At 60.8% G+C, this 19,553-nt stretch carries 13 protein-coding genes; 11 read left to right on the plus strand and 2 right to left on the minus strand.

What is annotated here, in order from left to right; translation table 11 throughout:
- Positions 1-196: 196 nt before the first annotated feature.
- Positions 197-1,993 carry an NAD(P)/FAD-dependent oxidoreductase gene (locus tag AC1D00_RS02530; protein ID WP_135177350.1) on the minus strand — a complete coding sequence of 599 codons (1,797 nt, stop codon included), beginning with the start codon at positions 1,991-1,993 and terminating at the stop codon, positions 197-199.
- A gap of 175 nt (positions 1,994-2,168) precedes the next feature.
- Positions 2,169-8,045, minus strand: a complete 5,877-nt coding sequence (locus AC1D00_RS02535; protein ID WP_477009551.1) for an ATP-binding sensor histidine kinase — start codon at positions 8,043-8,045, stop codon at positions 2,169-2,171.
- A gap of 515 nt (positions 8,046-8,560) precedes the next feature.
- Between AC1D00_RS02535 and AC1D00_RS02540 the strand changes: the two genes are divergently transcribed.
- The 11 genes from AC1D00_RS02540 to AC1D00_RS02590 form a co-directional block, all read left to right on the plus strand.
- Positions 8,561-9,025, plus strand: a complete 465-nt coding sequence (locus AC1D00_RS02540) for a metallophosphoesterase family protein (protein WP_404558264.1) — start codon at positions 8,561-8,563, stop codon at positions 9,023-9,025.
- Between the two features lie 384 nt (positions 9,026-9,409).
- The gene (locus AC1D00_RS02545; protein WP_477009544.1) at positions 9,410-11,011 is read left to right on the plus strand and encodes an ABC transporter substrate-binding protein; all 1,602 of its coding nucleotides are present in this window, start codon (positions 9,410-9,412) and stop codon (positions 11,009-11,011) included.
- Positions 11,012-11,095: 84 nt separating this feature from the next.
- Positions 11,096-12,106 (plus strand): ABC transporter permease subunit, encoded by a 1,011-nt coding sequence (locus tag AC1D00_RS02550; protein ID WP_135177470.1) that lies wholly within the window; start codon positions 11,096-11,098, stop codon positions 12,104-12,106.
- On the plus strand, positions 12,103-13,014 hold the full coding sequence (locus AC1D00_RS02555) for an ABC transporter permease subunit (RefSeq protein ID WP_477009545.1): 912 nt from the start codon (positions 12,103-12,105) through the stop codon (positions 13,012-13,014). The genes AC1D00_RS02550 and AC1D00_RS02555 overlap by 4 nt, the downstream gene beginning before the upstream one ends.
- Positions 13,015-13,032: 18 nt before the next feature.
- Entirely contained in the window at positions 13,033-14,061 is a 1,029-nt protein-coding gene (locus AC1D00_RS02560; RefSeq protein ID WP_477009546.1) for an ABC transporter ATP-binding protein, read from the plus strand.
- The gene (locus AC1D00_RS02565; protein WP_404558261.1) at positions 14,058-15,035 is read left to right on the plus strand and encodes a peptide ABC transporter ATP-binding protein; all 978 of its coding nucleotides are present in this window, start codon (positions 14,058-14,060) and stop codon (positions 15,033-15,035) included. Before AC1D00_RS02560 ends, AC1D00_RS02565 begins: the two co-directional genes overlap by 4 nt.
- Positions 15,036-15,555: 520 nt before the next feature.
- Positions 15,556-15,930: a DUF2946 family protein gene (locus tag AC1D00_RS02570; RefSeq protein WP_477009547.1), complete on the plus strand. Its 375-nt coding sequence runs from the start codon at positions 15,556-15,558 to the stop codon at positions 15,928-15,930.
- 54 nt (positions 15,931-15,984) lie between these two features.
- On the plus strand, positions 15,985-16,998 hold the full coding sequence (locus AC1D00_RS02575; protein ID WP_477009548.1) for a hypothetical protein: 1,014 nt from the start codon (positions 15,985-15,987) through the stop codon (positions 16,996-16,998).
- Positions 16,999-17,001: 3 nt separating this feature from the next.
- The gene (locus tag AC1D00_RS02580) at positions 17,002-17,358 is read left to right on the plus strand and encodes a copper resistance CopC family protein (protein ID WP_404558258.1); all 357 of its coding nucleotides are present in this window, start codon (positions 17,002-17,004) and stop codon (positions 17,356-17,358) included.
- A gap of 40 nt (positions 17,359-17,398) precedes the next feature.
- Positions 17,399-18,322 carry a copper homeostasis membrane protein CopD gene (gene copD, locus AC1D00_RS02585; RefSeq protein WP_477009549.1) on the plus strand — a complete coding sequence of 308 codons (924 nt, stop codon included), beginning with the start codon at positions 17,399-17,401 and terminating at the stop codon, positions 18,320-18,322.
- A gap of 335 nt (positions 18,323-18,657) precedes the next feature.
- The coding region (locus AC1D00_RS02590; RefSeq protein ID WP_477009550.1) for a caspase family protein at positions 18,658-19,553 on the plus strand (896 nt) is incomplete at its 3' end.

Below are 19,553 nucleotides of genomic sequence, written 5' to 3' on the forward strand. Positions count from 1 at the left end.
CCAGCGTCGGTATTCTGGTCTCGAGCGTGTTGCCGGCCACGTTCGCCACGACTGCTGATGGCCCGTTTCCGACATGGCGGATTAAGTCAGCTGTGTCGTCTCAGCGAGACAAGGCGGCCATTGCGCTGGCGAGTGCCGAGACCCGGAAATAGCATAGGACTCGCAATCCGCGAGCCCCGCTGTGCACTCGGCAATTTCAGGCCTTGTGATGGACAGTCTGCAGGCCGTAGACCGGCGTCGGGATGCTCTCGTAGCGCGCCTTCAACTGCAGGGAAAGGAATTGCGAGTAATGTCGCGACTGATGCAGATTTCCGCCGTGGAACCATAGGCCTTCCTGCTGCGTCGGCTTCCACATGTTGCGCTGCTCACCTTCCCATGGGCCGGGGTCCTTTTTCGTATTCGAGCCGAGGCCCCAGACCTTGCCGACTTTGTCGGCCATTTCCGCACTCACGAGATCGGCGACAAAGCCGTTCATCGAGCTGTAGCCGGTGGCATAGACGATCACGTCCGCTGGCAATTCCTTGCCGTTGTCGAGCCTGACGCCGTTGGGCGTGATTTCCTCGACCTGTCCAGCGAACAGTTTGATTTTTCCGTCAATGATAAGCTGTGAGGCGCCGACGTCGATGTAATAGCCCGAGCCGCGGCGCAGATATTTCATGAATAGCCCGGAATCGTCGTCACCGAAGTCGAGCATGAAGCCGGCCTTCTCTAGCCCGGCATAGAAAGCGGCGTCGTCCTGGCGGATCTTGTCGTAAACCGGCTTTTGAAACTGATTCAAAATCTGGTAGGGCAGTGAAGCGAAGATCAGATCGGCCTTTGCCGTGGTCATTCCGCTGCGGACGGCACGTTCGGAATAAAGATCACCGAGGGTCGCCATCAGCGAATCCGAGCGCACAATGTGGGTCGTCGAGCGCTGCACCATCGTTACGTCGATGCCCGCCTCGTACAGCGCAGCGCAGATGTCATGGGCCGAATTGTTCGAGCCGATCACCACCACCTTCTTGCCTTTGTAGCCGCCGGAGCCGGGATGGCGTGAGGAGTGGTGTTGCTCGCCCTTAAATGCTTCCATGCCTTTGATTTTCGGCATGTTCGGCTTGGCCGACATGCCGGTCGCGAACACAAGCTGCTTGGGCCGCAGAGCAATCTCCTTGCCATCGCGTTCGACGATGACGGTCCATTCCTTCTTGGTGTCGTCCCAACTGGCGCGTTTGGCCACGGTGTTCGTCCAATAGTTCAGCTCCATGACCTTGGTGTACATTTCCAGCCAATCGCCGATCTTGTCCTTGGGCGAGAACACAGGCCAGTTCTTGGGGAAATCGATGTAGGGCAAGTGATCGTACCAGACGGGATCGTGCAGGCAGAGCGACTTGTAGCGGTTGCGCCAGGAATCGCCGGCGCGTGCGTTCTTTTCGACGATGATCGTCGGCACACCGAGTTGGCGCAGCCGCGCCCCGAGCGCAATGCCTCCCTGTCCGCCGCCGATGACAAGCACGTAGGGCTGGGTCTTGAAGCCAAGTTGCTCGACTTCCTCGTCACGCAGTTCCTTCCAGGTCTTGGCGCCGGGATTAACGCCGTGCCTGGCGCCGAGCGGTCGGCTGAAGCCAGCCTTTTCCTCATGGGCCTTCAGTTCGGCCATGGTCGTCAAGAGCGTCCAGATCTGACCATTCTGCAGGCGGATAAGTCCATATCCGCGCGCGACATCGGTCTCGAACGTGATCCAAGATTCGGTCACGGCGCCGGCCTCGGTTGGCGTTTCACCTTCGGCGGTTTTCCAGTTGTGCGGCTTCACATGCGCGAGGCAATGCGCGAGCATGTCGCGGATCTGATCGCGGCCTTCCATGGTCCTGATGTTCCAGGTGAAGGCAACCAGGTCGCGCCAGTAGCATTCCGGAGCGAACATTCCTACGGCGGCGTCGAGATCGCCCGTCGCAAGCGCGGCTTCAAACTTGTCGAGGAAAACCTGGACGCGCGCGCTAAGCATGGTGTCGAGCATCGCTTCCTCCCGGATGTCGTTTGTAATTGTTCTGCGCAGCGTAACCTTACTCCAACCATCGCGGGAATCCAGACTGGCGCGCCGGGGTTCCCGGTCGGCTTCAGCGCCTCTCAGCGCTCGCCTGCAACAACATCGCCCTGCCCACCGACGAGTGGTACACCAACCCCCGAGATCATCATGAAGCGTCTGCGGGACAGACCGGCACGGTGAAATGAAAAGTCGCGCCGCGGGGCAGGTTAGGGGTCACCCACAAGCGCCCGGCATGAGCTTCAACAATCGAACGGCAGATGGACAGTCCCACCCCGAGCCCGCCCGGCTTCGTCGTGTAAAAGGGGGTGAAGACGTGCTCGAGATTTTCCACTGCCAACCCCGGTCCCGAGTCCTGCACCTCGACAAGAACACGGTCAGGGCCGACCTCACCGGTGGTGATAAGCACCCTTCTGGCGTCGTCCGCCACAGTGCCCACTGCCTGGACGGCATTGACAATCAGATTGAGGACCACTTGCTGCAATTGGACACGATCGCCTTCCACAAGCGGTAAGCTGTCTGCAAGTTCCGTCTGTACCGAGACGCCGTTCTTCATCGCTTCGCCGCGGGTAAGCTCAATCACGTCCCGGATCGCCTCGTTGATATCCAATTTATCCTTCCGAGGCGGTGCTTTTTTGATGAGATCGCGAATTCGCTGGATGATGTCGCTGGCCAGAGCAGTATCGTTCATGAGCCAGCCCAGTGATTGCCTGACCCTCTCGAGATCGGGCGGGTTTCTGTCCAGGAACCGCGCGGCGGCACCAGCATTCATGGATGCCGCGGCAATCGGCTGGCTCACTTCATGGGCGATCGAGGCCGTGAGTTCGCCCATTGTGGCGAGGCGGTTGGCATGCGCCAACTCCCTCTGCATCTCGCGCAGGGCCTCCGTGGCCCGCTTCTGTTCGGTGATGTGCCGTCCCACGCCGCGATAACCGACGAACTTCCCGGACTCGTCGAAAATCGGCATCCCGGAGACGGACACGTAGCGCTTGCGGCCGTCGGTCGTCGGGCGCGCGAGCTCGAAATCACGGAACGGCAGGTGGGCATCGAGCGTCTCCCGATGCTTGCGCCAAGCCTCCTCGTCGGGCTCCAAGTAGGGCACCTCCCAGCGCGTTTTACCAAGTTCAGAGCCCGACGCGGGAGCGTCAGCAATGGTTTCGGCGAACTCCTGGCGGATGAAGCGATGGTTCGCATCTGATTCCCAGTACACGTCGAAAGAGAACTGTACGAGAGTACGAAAACGCTCTTCGCTCTCCCGCAGAGCCTCCTCGGACCGTTTACGCTCCGTCAGGTCGACGACAAAGGAGACACCCTGGTCCCGTTGCTCGTCGAACGCAGCCATTCCGATCAAGACCGGCACGCGGCTTCCGTCCTTACGGAAATACTCTTTCTCGAACGGCTGTACGCTCCCCATCTTCTTGAGTTCCGGGATCCACCATCGTTCGTGGCGGTCGAGCCATTCCGGCGGTGTCAGGTCAGTCCAGAGCAGGCGGCCGGAGGCGAGATCCTCACGGTCGTACCCCACGATGCGCAGAAACGCATCATTGGCCTCCAGAATTGGCCCTTCAAGCTCCCAGATGATGATCCCAATGATGTTGGCGTCGACAAGGCGGCGGATCTTCGCTTCGCGTTCTCTGACATCGCGATACAGAGTCGCATTTTCCAGCGCGATTGCCGCTTGTGAGGCGAGTAGTTTTATAACAGCAACCCTTGCGGGTGCGAAAACGTGAGGCGTCAGTGTATTCTCGAGGTAGAGCACCCCGATAAGTTTCCCCTGGTTGATCAGGGGCAAGCAAAGAATGGAACGAGGCTTGCGCTGACCAAGGTAGGGGTCCGTAGCAAAAGGAGGTTGGCAGGCGGCATCTTCGAGAACAGCGCACTCTCTGGTCCGCATTACGTAATAGAGAACGGATTCCGGAACCAGAGCCTCGGTCACCGCGGCATCACGCAGTTCGACGGTCACTCTCTCGCCGGTTGTCGTGGCTTCCGCCTCGATGCGTGGCTCGTTGTTCTCGTGCGACAGGATCAACAGACCCCGTTCAGCTCCTGCCTGTTCAACGGCCGTGTGCATCAGCGTCTCGACAAGCTTCTCCAAGACCATCTCGCCTGATACCGCTTCAGACACCTTGATCACGGTGGCGAGGTCGAGATGCTCGACCGGCGTCCCGATGGTGCTCATCGCGCCAGGCTCTGATCTCACCTCCTTGAGGTGCGGATGGATATCCTCAAGTTGTCGCACTTTTCCGTCCGCTCCCCAACGAACATAGCAATCGCGCGCTCTTTGCAGATAGATGCGAGCAAACTCTTCGAAGCCGCGTGTGCCGTAAAAGCGCGCGGCCAATTCGTAAGCGAGCCCCTCGTGGTGGACGAAGCCGTTGCCGCGGGCGGAGCGGATGGCTTGTTCAAAGAGACGCTCCGCGTCAAGTTCTCTGCCTTGGAGGCGGGCGATTTCTGCGCCGGCAAGGAGAGCGCGATTCGCGAAGCTCTCAGGGCAATTCTGCGCCCACAGTTCGAGCTGCTGCTGGTGGGCCGTCAGCGCTTCAAGGTGCTCTTGCTGTTCTTCAGGGGGTGCCAAATCCCAGCAGGCCGCGTGGGACAGTGCTGCATAGAACTCGTATTCCGCCGTTTCGAATAGCTGAGGTGGTGACCACGGTAGGCTCCGAGCCCTGGCCGCGGCGGCAACGGCCGACACATAGTCGCCGGCAAAGAAGCATGCTTGCAGCTTGCGGATCCAGTACCAGCTCTCAGGCAATGCGAGTGCCGGATCAGCAGCCAAATGCCGCTCGAACCGAAGCTCGTCGGACTGATTGTCGTGAAGGGCGCCGAACCGCCGCGTCAGGCCACGCAGCATCCTGATCAGCCCAAGCTGCGGCTTTATGATGTCGCCGATCAGCGCAAATTTCGCCTTCTCGGTCAACCGCAATCCGTGCTCGGCTTCGCGTTGTGCTTCTGCAAGCGGATCGCCCGCCGCAAGGAAATTGGTATTCAGGCTGGCGCAGCTGAAGGCCGCGAACGTGATATCGCCACTGTTGCTCGCCGCCTCGAATGCGCGTCGAAACGCGTCTCGCGCGTGCTGGAGGGGCTTTGTCCATGAAAGGACAAGGTTGCCATAGTTCAGGTAGGTCCGCGCTTGAACGAGCGAAAATCCGCGCCGCTCGACCAGCTCAGTGCCGATACGGCTCAATCGAAGCCCCGCCTCATAGTCGTCGAAGCGCGCGCCGGCAATGGCGCCGAACATGACGTAGGGAACGCACGAAGCATCGTTGTTCCCCCACTCCAGGCTGAAATCGACCGCCTTGATGACCACCAGCGAGCGAAGGTTTGTATCGGTGAAGAATGCAGGCGGCATGAGGGCCGTCAAAAGATCCAACATGGCCAGTGCGAGCGGGTCGGTCATCAGCGGCAGATCCAAGACCTCCTCGATCGCTCGGTCTCCGAGGCGAGATCGGACGCGCTCGTATTCCTGTCGGACGTGATCATCGCTTGGGTGGGCCAGCCATCGAATCCCGAGTTGTTCTAGACAGCTGAGACCGGCGTCAACCGCGCGGTCCGGCTTGCTGAGCGCGGTATACAAATCCACCAGCCGGCGTGCGACAACAGTAAGGTCGGTTGCACTCGCGATTCGCGTCGTCAATTCCTGTAAGCGCTGTTCCGCCTCAACGACAGCGCCGGTCACGAACTCGCATTCGGCGCGATGCAACTCGAGCGAAAAAGCAAGCCGCTGGAAGCGCTCCCAACAGTCGTGCGGTAACAATGCCGCACCGGTTGCGGCGTAGTTGAGCGATGCCGCGTAGGCCGCCGACGCCCTCGCGCGCAGGCTGGCTGTCAGATTGAGCTCCGCAAGCTGCACGCGTTCATCTCGCGAGGTGATCAAGGCCGCGCCGCGGTTGAGCTGATTGACGATTGCGAAGATCGCCTTCTCGCGCTTCTCCCCGAATGTCTGCGCCAGCAACTGCCGCCCGATTCGTAGATGGAGCGCCGCGCGTTGATGATCCGGGATCAGCGAATAGCAGGCTTCTTGTACGCGGTCGTGGACAAACCTGTAGGCGCCGGTCTGTTGCTCGATCAATTCTTGGCGGACCGCCTCCCAGAGCGCCGCATGAACCTGCTGCTCGGAGCGCCCGAGGACGATCGAGAGTGTCGTGGTTTCGACGAAATTTCCGAGACAGGCCAACTCCCGCAGCGTGTCCTGTGTGTCAGCCGGCAACTGTGCCAGCTTTGCGATCATCAAATCCACGACGTTGTCGGTGTGACCCTTTGCGTGAATGCGATCCAAATCCCAGCACCAGCACACCGCGTCATGATCAAAGCGGACGAGGCCTTCCGCGGCAAGTACGTGGAGGAACTGATTAACGAAGAATGGATTGCCGGCCGTTTTATCGTGGATCAGACGCGCGAGCGGCGCCGCATGCAGCAAATCGCAGCCTAGAGCATCAGAAATCAGTCGCGAAATGTGTTCGCCGGCAAGCGGCGCAAGGATGATCTGCTGCACGTTTGTGCCAGCGTTCTCTATGGCCTCAAGCCTACGCCGTAACGGATGGGCGGCCGTGACCTCGTTGTCCCGAAAGGACCCGATCAGCATCAGGTATTGCAGATCGGTCCGGGTCAACAGATCCTCAACCAGGTCCAACGTGGCGGCGTCGACCCATTGGAGATCGTCGAGGAAAAGTACCAACGGATGCTCGGAACGTGCGAATACCCCTATGAAGCGTCGGAGTACGTGATGGAAGCGGTTTTGTGCCTGCGGTGGCGGGAGATCAGGAACGGGTGGCAGCTCTCCCATGATCAGCCGCAATTCAGGAATCAGGTCGACAACAAGTCGCCCATTTGCGCCCAGCGCATCTTGAAGGGCTTGGCGCCAATTCGCGAGCTCGACGTCATTCTTGCTCAGAAGAGACCTCACGAGGCTCTGAAAGGCCTCGACCAGAATTGAATACGGAATATCGCGTTTGTACTGATCGAACTTGCCCGATGCGAACAGTCCGTGCGACGGAACAAGCCGATGATGGAGCTCATTGACCACTGAGGACTTGCCGACGCCGGAATATCCGGAAACCAGCACCAATTCCGGCGCGCCGCTCTTGAGCATGCGGTCGAACGCGCCCAGCAAGAGTTCAATCTCGCGGTCTCTTCCATAGAGCTTTTCGGGGATCAGCAGTCGGTCGGGCGTGTCGTATTGCCCGAGTGCAAACTCTTCGATCCGACGTCCGGTTTCCCATTCATTCAGGCAGCGGCGTAGATCATGCTCGAGGCCCGTCGCGCCCTGATAACGTTCCTCGGCGGACTTGGCGAGCAGCTTGAGTACTACGGCCGAGATTGCAGTCGGTACAGTGCTCACGCGCTCGCTGGGCGGTACCGGCTTTCTCGCGATATGGCAATGCACCCACTCCATCGAATGTGCCGCGGTGAACGGCAACGAGCCAGTCAGCATTTGATAGAGCGTCACACCAAGCGAGTAGAGGTCGCTACGGAAATCGATCGAGCGGTTCATCCACCCGGTCTGTTCGGGCGCCATGTAGGGCAGCGTGCCCACGATGAACTCGGGCGGCCCTGGCATGCGTCGCTCCCGGACCAGGCGCGAAGCGATACCGAAACCGGTGAACCGGATCCGTTCGTCGTCGCAGTTTACCAGTATATGCGCCGGTTTCAGGTCCTTGTGAACGAGGCCGCGCTGATGCACCTTGTTCAAGGCTCTCGCGATCTCGATTGCTAGTCGCAAAAAGCGTTCGATGTCCATGGGCTCACCAAGCAACTGCTCGAGTGGTTGGCCACCCGGATACTCAAGCAGCAGAACAGGGTGACCACCGTCGTACTCCAGCCCGAGCGGCCGCATTGCCCACGCGCCATCCAGCTGGTCCTTCAGTTCGAACTCGTGAGCGAGCCGATCGAGGATGCCGGACGAAGCGTGCTTCGCCTTGGGATGTACTGCCAATACAGCTCTGCAGGTGGCATCGGAATCAGGATACAAAGCCCGGCAAAAGATGCGGGCATCGTCCTCCCATAGCACTTCGAACCTGTTGTCCATGCGCGTCGAACCGAAAAACGATGGGTTCAACCGGAAGCCTCCAAGTGACCCAATGCTGGGTGAGGAGGTACTGTCCTAAGCTCTGATTCTGCCACAAACGCGCAGGTGTGCCCAGCCTAAGCTGGGGCGGCCAAAGCACCGGGAAGAAGCGACGAGGATCATCTGCAGAGGTTTTCTCGCAATCATTGGTTTATGCCCGCTCAGCGCTATCGGAAACGGGGCTGGATCGCCCAGCGTCAGCCGCTGACAGCACATCGCCTGTTCCGAGGCATCGTCAATGCAACATCGTGCCAAACGTCGCTTCGGTTTGATTGCGCGAGGGCCATTTTGACCCGGCGGCGCTGACCAGCAATACCTTCGATATCGAATGGCCCCCGAAGCGGTCGACGGCAGAGTTTTCCTGAAGTAGACCGCGCGGATTGGTTCGATATCGAGTTCGCGCGGACTAAGATGCTGTCCGCTCAGGTCGAACTTCTCGATCGTCTTTTGGCGATCGCAGCTTAGAGCGACGGAAAGTGATGTTCAGGATTGGAATTATTTCGGACACGCACGGCCTGTTGAGGCCGGAGGCGGAACGAGCCCTGACGGGCGTCGAACACATCATTCATGCCGGCGACATCGGGCGTCCCGAGATCATCGACGCGCTTCGCCGGATCGCTCCTGTCACCGCCATCCGTGGAAACGTGGACAATGGCGAGTGGGCTCGCGAATACCCCGACACGAACCTTGTGCGCTTGGCGGGAAAGTCGATCTACGTTCTGCACGACCTGAAGACCCTTCAGGCCGATCCCGGCGCCGGCATCGACGTCATCGTCTCCGGGCATTCCCACGTGCCGAAGATCGACACGGTCGGCGGCGTTCTCTACCTGAATCCGGGCAGCGCGGGACGGCGACGCTTCAAGCTGCCGATCACGCTTGCGACGCTCGAAGTCACGCCTGAGGGCATGCGACCGGAAATCCACGATCTTGGACGGGACTGAACACATCACCGCGGAGGGGATTCGCAGAGCGAAAGTTGGATTTCGAGCGCGCCAAGGACAGCTTCTGGCGCAAAGCTGCCGTTCGCAGGAATGTCCGTTCATGGGGGCAAAGCCAACTTCCCGGTCGCCCGCCCAGACTTCTCAGTTTGACCCACAACCGACTTCGTACCGGGTCGGGTTCTTGTCCGCCTTCAGGACTAAAGCAGAAAATCGCCGCTGCCCGACCTGCGCACGATTTCAGAGCGGGATGACTTTTCTTCGAAACGTCATCCCGTCACCCCAGGACGCATTGACAGCTGCAATACGCAATCGCAATCTCGTTTCTGGCGTCTTTGGCGCAGCCTGCGTCAACCGCGCCGAGAGAATTCACCAGGAGTTCCGACAGTGAACAGATCAATCCTGCTCGCCGGCGTCTGCGCTACGGCGCTCGCGGCGGCCTCGACCGCGTCTGCCAAAACCTTGATTTACTGCTCGGAAGGCAGCCCGGAGAACTTCTATCCCGGCGTCAACACCACCGGCACATCGTTCGACGGCAATGAGCCGATCTACAACCGCATTGTCGAATTCGAGCGCGGCGGCACGAAAGTGGTGCCGGGCCTCGCGGAAAAATGGACGATCTCGCCTGACGGCGTCACCTATACTTTCAACCTGCGCAAGGGCGTGAAGTGGCATGCGACGTCGAAGTCGTTCAAGCCGACGCGGGAGTTCAATGCTGACGACGTCCTATTCTCAATCGAGCGGCAATGGAAAGACGACAATCCGTATTTCAAGGTAACGAGTCCGAACCATTCCTATTTCGGCGACATGGGCATGCCGAAATTGTTGAAGTCGGTCGAGAAGCTCGACGACTACACCATCAAGATAACGCTCAACCAGCCGGAAGCGCCTTTCCTCGCCGATCTCGCGATGCCCTACGCAGCCATCCAGTCGAAGGAGTATGCGGATGCCATGCTGAAGGCCGGCACGCCTGAGAAGATCGACCAGGATCCGATCGGCACCGGCCCATTCTATCTGGTGCAGTACCAGAAGGACGCCGTGATTCGTTACAAGGCATTCCCTGAATTCTGGGGCGGCAAGGCCAAGATCGACGACCTCGTCTATGCGATCACGCCGGATGCATCCGTTCGGTGGGCCAAACTCCAGAAGGGCGAATGCGACGTGATGCCCTATCCGAACCCGGCCGACATCGACGCGATCAAGAAGGATCCGAACGTCACGATGCTGGAGCAGCCCGGCCTCAACATCGGTTATCTCGCGTTCCAGACACAGAAGAAGCCCTTCGATGACGTGCGCGTGCGCAAGGCCATCAGCATGGCGATCGACAGGAAGGCGATCATCGATGCCGTCTATCTGTCGACCGGCATCGCGGCCAAGAACCCGATCCCGCCCACCATGTGGTCGTACAACGACAGCATCAAGGACGATCCCTTTGATCCGGAGCAAGCCAAGAAGCTTCTGGCCGACGCCGGCTACCCGAACGGTTTCGAAACCGATCTATGGGCCATGCCGGTGCAGCGCCCCTACAATCCGAACGCCAAGCGTATTGCCGAGTTGATGCAGGCCGACCTCGCCAAGATCGGCGTCAAGGCCGAGATCAAGTCGTTTGAATGGGGCGAATACCGCAAGCGGTTGCAGACCGGCGAGCATCAGATGGGCATGTTCGGCTGGACCGGCGACAACGGCGACCCTGACAACTTCCTGCACACATTGCTGGGCTGCGCCTCGGCGCAAACGGCATCGGGCTCGAATATCGCCAAGTTCTGCTACAAGCCGTTCGACGACCTGGTCGTGAAGGCCAAGACGGTCAGTGATCAGGCCGAGCGGACCAAGCTGTACGAGCAGGCGCAGGTGATTTTCAAGGAGCAGGCGCCTTGGTTCACCATCGCGCACGCGGTGCAGTTGAAGCCCGTCACCAAGAGAGTGATTGACTTCAAGCTGTCACCGTTCGGACGCCACAATTTCTATGGCGTCGACGTCAAGGAATAGTAGAAGACAAGGGCGGAGTGGCTTTTTGTTACTCCGCCCATTTTTCTTTACCCTTTCCCTTGCGGGAGGGTGGCAGGAAACGGCATGCTCCGGTTCGTCTTTACCCGGCTGAGTCTCGTGGTTCCGACCTTCATCGGGATCACGTTGCTTGTGTTCGTGCTGATCCGCCTGATCCCCGGCGATCCCATTGAGACGATGGCGGGCGAACGCGGTATCGATCCGGCCCGGCACGCGCAACTGCGCAAGGACTACGGCTTCGATCAGCCGGTGCTGGTGCAATACGGCCTCTATCTGTCGCGGCTGGTGCATGGCGACCTCGGCCGCTCGATCGTCACCCACGAGCCGGTGATTTCCGAATTTGGGACGTTGTTCCCGGCGACGATCGAACTATCGGTCTGCGCGATCCTGTTTGCGTTAGGCCTCGGGTTACCAGCCGGGATTATCGCGGCGGTCCGGCGCAACTCCATCTTCGATCACGGCGTGATGGGCATCTCGCTCACCGGATATTCGATGCCGATCTTCTGGTGGGGATTGCTGCTGATCCTGCTTTTTTCCGTGCAGCTCGGATGGACGCCGGTGTCGGGCCGGATCGCCGTGCAATACTACATCGAACCGGTGACCGGCTTCCTGCTGATCGATGCGCTGCTGGCTGGTGATTTCGGCGCGTTCCGCTCGGCCCTGTCTCACCTTGTGCTGCCGATGATTGTGCTCGGCACGGTGCCGCTCGCCGTAATCGCCCGTATGACGCGGTCCGCCATGCTGGAGGTCCTGGGCGAAGATTACATCCGCACCGCACGCGCCAAAGGGTTGCCGCGTTCCCGGGTGATCGCGATCCATGCGTTGCGCAATGCGCTGATCCCGGTGGTGACGGTGATTGGGCTGCAGGTCGGCGTCCTGTTTACCGGCGCGATCCTCACGGAGACCATCTTCTCCTGGCCGGGCGTGGGCAAATGGCTGATCGAGGGCATCAATCGCCGCGACTATCCGGTGCTGCAGGGCGGCACGCTCTTGATCGGCGCGATCGTCATGATCGTCAATCTGCTGGTTGACGTCGCCTATGGGCTGATCAATCCCCGCATCCGGTACACAAGATGACCGCCGAAGTCCTCGAAACTCCCGTCGTCGTGGCGCAAGCAAACGCGCCCCCGCATCCGCTGTTGCAATTCTGGTCAGATTTCAAAGCAAATTTCGGCGCCGTGGCAGGCCTCGTCGTGATCGTGGTTCTGGTTCTGCTCGCGCTCTTTGCCGATTTCGTTGCGCCACATTCCCCGATCCTCATCAACAATACCGCCTTTCTCAAGCCTCCCTTCTGGCAGCAGGGCGGATCGACCGTCTATCCGCTCGGTACCGACGCGATCGGCCGCGATATTCTATCCCGTCTCATCCACGGAGCACGGCTTTCGCTTCTGATTGGCATCGCGGTGGTGACGTTGTCGGTGGTCGCCGGGACGATTCTCGGTCTGGTCGCGGGTTTTTTCCGCGGCGTGATCGAGATCACGATCATGCGGCTGATGGACATCACATTGACGCTGCCAAGCCTTTTGCTCGCCATCGTGATCGTTGCGATCCTCGGGCCGGGCCTGATGAATGCGATGCTGGCGGTCGCGATCGTGCTCCTGCCGCACTACGTGCGGATCGCGCGCGCCGCCGTGATCAGCGAAGTGTCGAAGGACTACGTCACCGCGGCCAAAGTCGCAGGAGCCGGCCGGCTTCGGCTGATGTTCAGGGAGGTATTGCCGAACTGTGCAGCGCCCCTGATCGTGCAGGCGACGCTCGGCATTTCGACCGCAATCCTGGACGCGGCCGCGCTCGGCTTTCTGGGTCTCGGTGCGCAACCGCCCCTGCCAGAATGGGGAACCATGCTGGCGGACGCGCGCGAATTCGTACTCCGGGCCTGGTGGGTCGTCACGCTTCCGGGCCTGGCGATCCTCGTGACCGTGCTGGCCTTCAACCTTCTGGGCGACGGACTGCGCGACGCCCTCGATCCCAAGCTCAAGCGATAGCTTCCTGAAGGCGATCTGATGCCGCTGCTCGAGATTGAAAATCTATCGGTTGAGTTTCCATCCCAGAACGGGATGGTGCGCGCCGTGGATGGCGTCAACATCACGCTCGAAAAAGGCGAGGTGCTGGGAATCGTCGGCGAATCCGGCTCCGGCAAGAGCGTCGGCATGTTGGCCCTGATGGGACTCGTGCCCTATCCGGGGCGTGTCCGAGCCGACAAGCTGCTGTTCGAGGGGCGGAATCTGCAGACTTTGTCCGAGCGCGAGCGGTGCGCGCTCACCGGCAAGGACGTCGCGATGATCTTCCAGGAGCCGACGACATCGCTCAATCCCTCTTTCACGATCGGCTATCAGTTGGCCGAGACGTTGCACGTCCATGAAGGGATGGATCGCAAGGCCGCGCGACGCCGCGTCATCGAGCTCTTGGAGCAAGTCGGCATTCCGGCCCCGGAGAGCCGGCTGTCGGCCTACCCGCACCAGCTCTCGGGCGGCATGAATCAACGCGTCATGATTGCGATGGCGATCGCCTGCAATCCGAAGCTCCTGATCGCGGATGAGCCGACGACGGCGCTCGATGTCACCATCCAGGCGCAGATCCTCGATCTTCTGCTGTCTCTGCAACGCGATCGTGGCATGGCGCTGATCCTCATCACGCATAACATGGGTGTAGTTTCGGACACGACTGAGCGAGTCGCCGTCATGTATGCGGGACAGATCATGGAACAGCGCCCGACGCAGAGCCTGTTTGCGTCGCCACAGCATCCCTATACAGCCGCGTTGCTGGCCGCACGCCCGGAGGCGAGTGATGGCGGACGGCTCGCCACCATTCCTGGCGTGGTGCCGGGGCTCCATGATCGACCGCCGGGGTGCCTGTTTAGTCCGCGTTGCATCCATGCAACGCCGCTGGCCGACAAGGTGCGTCCCGATCTGCGCCCCTGGATGGACGGCCTGATCCGTTGTCATTATCCGCTCGGCGATCCGACACGGGATGAGCGCATCGCGGCCGATGGGGGCGGCGCGTCGATCCTCAAGCGCGAGTCCGTGTCATGACGGCGCTTGTCACCGCCACCGATCTGAAGCGCAGTTACGAGATCAAGCAGGGCTGGTTTCGCCCACCGGCGCATCTGCAGGCCGTGGGCGGAGTATCGTTCGCGCTTGAAGCCGGCAAGACGCTGGCGGTCGTCGGCGAATCCGGTTGCGGCAAGTCGACGCTCGCAAGGCTTGTGACTCTCATCGAGAAGCCGAGCGCCGGCACGCTGATGCTCGACGGCGTCGATGCGGTCAATCCTCCGGCCAGCGCTGTGAAGACATTGCGCCGCACCGTGCAGATCGTGTTTCAAAACCCCTATGGGTCGCTCAACCCCCGCAAGCGCGTTGGCCACATACTCGAAGAGCCGCTGATCATCAACACCAGACTTTCCAAGCAAGACCGGCGGGCGCAGGCGCTCGACATGATGGCGAAGGTCGGGCTGCGACCGGAGCAATATGGCCGCTATCCGCACATGTTCTCGGGTGGCCAGCGTCAGCGCATCGCAATCGCGCGCGCCTTGATGCTGCGGCCGAAGCTGCTCGTTGCCGATGAGCCTGTGTCCGCGCTCGACATGTCGGTGCAGGCGCAGGTTCTCAACCTCCTGGTCGATCTGCAGCGCGAACTGGGGCTGGCTTATCTCTTCATCTCGCACGATCTCGCCGTGGTGCGTCACATTGCCGAAGACGTGATGATCATGTATCTGGGGATCGTAGTGGAGCATGGGCCGAAAGAGCGCATCTTTGCGCGGTCGTTGCATCCCTATACACAGGCCTTGCTTGACGCGACGCCGGGCCTCGGTCGCAAACGCCAGCGCATCGTTCCGAAGGGCGAATTGCCTTCGCCGCTCGATCCGCCGAAAGGCTGCGTGTTCTCGACCCGCTGTCCCTATGTGACGGATCTCTGCCGCACGCAGCGACCTCTCTTGCGCCCGCTCGACGGCCGCCTCGTCGCCTGCCACTACGCCGAGCGTTTCCTGGAAGTACAGGCGGCTTAGAGCCGATTGGCCGAGCCAAGCGATGAACTGAGCGTCCGACTTCGCAAGCCGCTACGCCGGACAAGCTACGCTGCTTCGTGCGAGAGAGCGAAGACGGTTGCGCTGCGCCGCTATGACGTGGCGAGCAGGATACCCAAAGAATGCGTCTGGCGATGTCCGTTCGCGAGGATAAGGCAGACGTAGGAGCCGGACGGCCTGACTTCCGAGTGTGGCCCTTAGCCGAAGGTCGATTAAGCGCGTGTCATGTCGGCTGTCAGGGGCAAACCGGACGCCGATCTAACTTGGCATCCACCGCTGCTTTTGACCCGAAGCAGAAGTATCGGCTGGCCGCAGCCAACCTCGGCAGCACGATCAAACGAAGTGCGCGGAGAACGGCGCCGGGGAGCGTGACTATGCGCCCCGTTGCCGGCGCGCAACATGCCCTCCAAATCGTCGGGAGGAGCCCCCGGCCTGCGCTCAGAATGGCCACCGGCCTCGACCGTGGCCCCCTCCTGCGATAGCCTTGCCCCAGGGTGGACCGATGCGTCGATGGCTAGAACCATTTCTTCCTATCCTCGTGCTCGCACTGGCGATGCAGGTGCTGGCGCCGATTGCCGCCTGTTGGGCCGCAGATGCAGCACTGGCGGACCCCTTGCAGACGGCCGCGATCTGCCACGATGCTGGGCCCGCCGGCACGGGGCTGAGTGACCGCTCCGGCGCGCCCGCATCGCATGCCGCCAGTTGTTCGATCTGCTGTCTCGCCCCGGCCAGCGCGTCCCTTGATGCGCCACAGGCAGTCTTCGCGATGCCGCTTCGCCTAGCTGCATCCGTGGCGTGGCACGCCGCGACCGCCTCGGTTGTAGTCTCGCATGACGGCTCCAACGCGCAGGCACGCGCGCCCCCGCATCTGACGTGAGCCTTCCGGCCGACCGGCCATCGGAATTGTGCTTCATTCTTGTGGGGACCTTTCATGTCTATCAATCGCGCGCGCGCGGGCGTGGCTGGGCTCGTCATCGCGCTTGGATCGTTGCTTGGACCGGACTCGGGGGCCTATGCCCACGAGATCGTCGGCAATCGCTTCTTCCCGGCAACACTCGGCATCGATGATCCGGGCGTCAATGACGAGCTGTCGCTACCGACCTTCGACAGTTTCAAGACCGGCGACGTTCCGCCCGTCCGGCAGCGGGACGTGTCTGGCGAATTCTCCAAGCGGATCACCGAGGACTTTGCGATCTCGTTCGGCTCGACCTACACCTTCCTGGGTCCGATCGATCCGACCGTTCCCGGAGCGAACGGGTTCCAGAACCTGGAGACGACCTTCAAGTACCGCGTGTTTAAGGACCCCGTGCATGAGTTCGTGATGTCGGTTGGCCTGAACGTGGAGTGGGGCGGCACGGGCTCGCAAAGCGTCGGCGCCGATCCCTTCAACACCTACACGCCGACGATCTATTTCGGCAAAGGCTTTGGCGATCTGCCGGACACCGTCTCGTGGCTGCGGCCCGTGGCGATAACCGGCCAGGTCGGCTATGCGATCCCGGGCAGGAATTTCACCACGACGTTCGGGATCGATCCGGACACAGGCGCATCGACCGCCGACACCGAATTCCATCCGCGCGTGCTGAACTGGGGCGGGACGATCCAGTACAGCATGCCCTATCTGAAATCCTCGGTCATCGATCTCGGCCTGCCAGATTTCATCAATCACCTGGTCCCGCTCGTCGAAGTGACCTTGCAGACGCCGGTGGGCAACACGCTGACCTCGGGCACGACAACGACGGGGACGATCAATCCCGGAGTGATCTGGGTCGGCAACAAATTCCAGATAGCGGCCGAGGCGCTGATCCCGATCAACCGACAGAGCGGAACCAATGTCGGGTTTATCGCTCAATTGCATTTGTATCTCGACGACATCGACCCGCGCGGCATCGGCAAGCCCATTTTCGGTGGTCCGGTCCAGCCCGCCAGCCCGTTTGCAAGGAATTGATCCATGCGAATTTCCCCACTTCTTCCCGCCATGCCGGTGTTTCTCCTGCTCGTCTCGGGCCAAGCCTGGGCGCATGCGATGCTCGACCATGCCGAGCCCCGGGTCGGCAACAAGGTCGCGAGCCCGCCGCGCGAGGTAACCCTCACCTTCACCCAGAAGCTCGAACCCGCGTTCAGTTCGGTGACCGTCACCGGCCCATCCGGGCAACGGGTCGACGCCGGTAAGGCGCGCGTCAGCGGCAACCAGATGTCGGTGCCACTGAAGGGCGCGGGGGCCGGCACCTACCACGTCAACTGGCACGTGCTGTCGGTCGACACGCACACCACGGACGGAAGCTTCACCTTCCAGGTCGGTCCCTAGAGATACGATCGCGATGAACTGGTCCGCCGCAGGAGCTCCGTTGATTGCGACGCGCGCCGTTCACTTCGCGGCCACAGCGATGACGGTCGGAAGCGTATTTTTCGGCATCTTCATTGCTACGCCTGTCCTGCAGCACCACACCGCGGCGGCCATTTCTCGGATTAGGCGATTTATCTGGGCGTGTCTCGTCCTCGCCGTGATCTCCGGCGCGATTTGGCTGTTGCTGCAGACAGCCTCGATGAGCGGCATTCCGCTCATCGAGGCTCTGACCGCAGACGTGCTGTCGACGGTCGTCGACGAAACGCAGTTTGGCGAGGTGACGACCATTCGCGCAGGTCTCGCGGTCTGCCTCTCAGTCTGCCTCGTTTATGACCGCGCAGTTATCGTGCAATGGATAGGGCTTGCGACGGCGGCTGGGTTTGTGAGCAGCCTCGCATGGACCGGCCACGCGGGCTCGACTGTGGGCGCAACTGGCTATCTGCATCTAACTGCAGATGTGCTGCATTTGGTGACCGCGGCGGCATGGATCGGCGGTCTGGCGTCGCTAATCATTTTCTTGGCGACCACTAAGGTACGTGACGACATGTCGCTCGTCTGCAACGCCGTCCGACGATTTTCGATACTGGGCATCGTCAGCGTAACAATTCTCCTCCTCAGCGGTATCGCCAACACCGCCATTCTGGTCGGCTCGCTCCACGGGCTCCTCGCGACCGAATATGGGCGCATGCTGACACTGAAATTGGCCATGTTTGTGCTGATGCTCGCTTTCGCTGCTATCAACCGCTTTCGCTTGGCGCCGCGGCTCGCTTCCACTGGTAACCGGCAATCGCCTACCGCCCTTGATCAACTGATCCGAAACAGTGTGATCGAGATAATGTTCGGGCTGGCTATCCTTGTGATTGTTGGAGTACTTGGAACGCAACATCCGGCTGTGCACTTGGTCGAACTTACGACCTATTGGTGACCAGCCCGTATACCACGGTCTTTCCGCCGCCATTCTCCGACATGGCGCGCAAGCCTGAGCGAGCGAATGTGACTCGCTGTTATCCGCAAGTTGGACGACCGCTCATGGCCCTTCGCGGACCTGAACCGCAGATCCGGTCATGTCCGCTCACAGTGGCAGAGCAGACCATCTACCATGGACCCGCGGACTTCCGGGTTTGACGGCTTGGCTGACATAGACAAAGTGCCAATCCTGAGCGCGTTGGCTGACAGCGTCTTTGTGACCGACCTCACATACCCTAGCCTTGCCTTTGGGCAGGTTGCGAATACGCTGCTCACGTTTGATTTGGGGCTGTAATGGGCGCGCTTCGGTTTCTCTTAATCATTTTTGGTTTGTGGCTTGGATGTGAACCGGCGATGGCCGAGCGGCGCGTGGCGCTGGTCATCGGCAATTCGGCCTACAAGAGCGTGGCCCGGCTCACCAACCCGGCGAACGATGCCACCTTGGTCGGGGGCATGTTCAAGAAGGCCGGTTTCGATGCTGTCGACATCAAGCTCGACCTCAATGTCGCGGAGATGCGAAGGGCACTGCGTGACTTTGGCGACAAGACGAAGGATGCCGAGGTCGCCGTGATCTATTACGCCGGTCACGGCATCGAACTTGATGGCATCAACTATCTGATCCCCACGGACGCCACGCTGGAGAGGGATAGCGACGTTCTCGACGAGACGATTGCTCTGGACCGCGCGCTGTTCGCGCTCGATCCCGCGAAGAAGCTCCGCCTCATCATTCTCGATGCCTGCCGCGACAATCCGTTCGCCAAAACCATGAAGCGGACGATTGCGGCGCGCGCCATCGGGCGCGGCCTCGCCAAGATCGAGCCGACCAGCCCGAACACCATGATTGCYTTCGCCGCSAARGCGGGCTCGACGGCCTCGGATGGCGACTCCAAGAACAGTCCRTTCGCGGCRGCTCTSGTCGAGCGSCTGCCGACGCCGGGGCTCGAYCTGSGCAAGGCGTTCCGCTTCGTCCGCGACGATGTCTTGAAGAACACCGGCAACAAGCAGGAGCCCTATGTCTACGGCTCGCTCGGCGGCGACGACGTGCCGCTGGTCGCAGCGAAACCAGTCACGACTGGGCCGCAGGCGAGCCCCGACAGCGAAATCCGGCGCGACTACGAGCTGGCGCTCCAGCTTGGCACGCGTGAAGGATGGACTGCCTTCCTCAACCGCTTTCCGAGTGGCTTCTACAC

This window comes from Bradyrhizobium sp. P2_E8 (assembly GCF_056403875.1).

Excerpts from the sequence above, each read along its gene's own strand:
- AC1D00_RS02530 (WP_135177350.1), bottom strand. The coding sequence starts at position 1,993 with ATGCTCGACACCATGCTTAGCGCGCGCGTCCAGGTTTTCCTCGACAAG.
- AC1D00_RS02535 (WP_477009551.1), bottom strand. The coding sequence starts at position 8,045 with ATGGACAACAGGTTCGAAGTGCTATGGGAGGACGATGCCCGCATCTTT.
- AC1D00_RS02550 (WP_135177470.1), top strand. The coding sequence starts at position 11,096 with ATGCTCCGGTTCGTCTTTACCCGGCTGAGTCTCGTGGTTCCGACCTTC.
- AC1D00_RS02555 (WP_477009545.1), top strand. The coding sequence starts at position 12,103 with ATGACCGCCGAAGTCCTCGAAACTCCCGTCGTCGTGGCGCAAGCAAAC.
- AC1D00_RS02560 (WP_477009546.1), top strand. The coding sequence starts at position 13,033 with ATGCCGCTGCTCGAGATTGAAAATCTATCGGTTGAGTTTCCATCCCAG.
- AC1D00_RS02565 (WP_404558261.1), top strand. The coding sequence starts at position 14,058 with ATGACGGCGCTTGTCACCGCCACCGATCTGAAGCGCAGTTACGAGATC.
- AC1D00_RS02570 (WP_477009547.1), top strand. The coding sequence starts at position 15,556 with ATGCGTCGATGGCTAGAACCATTTCTTCCTATCCTCGTGCTCGCACTG.
- AC1D00_RS02575 (WP_477009548.1), top strand. The coding sequence starts at position 15,985 with ATGTCTATCAATCGCGCGCGCGCGGGCGTGGCTGGGCTCGTCATCGCG.
- AC1D00_RS02580 (WP_404558258.1), top strand. The coding sequence starts at position 17,002 with ATGCGAATTTCCCCACTTCTTCCCGCCATGCCGGTGTTTCTCCTGCTC.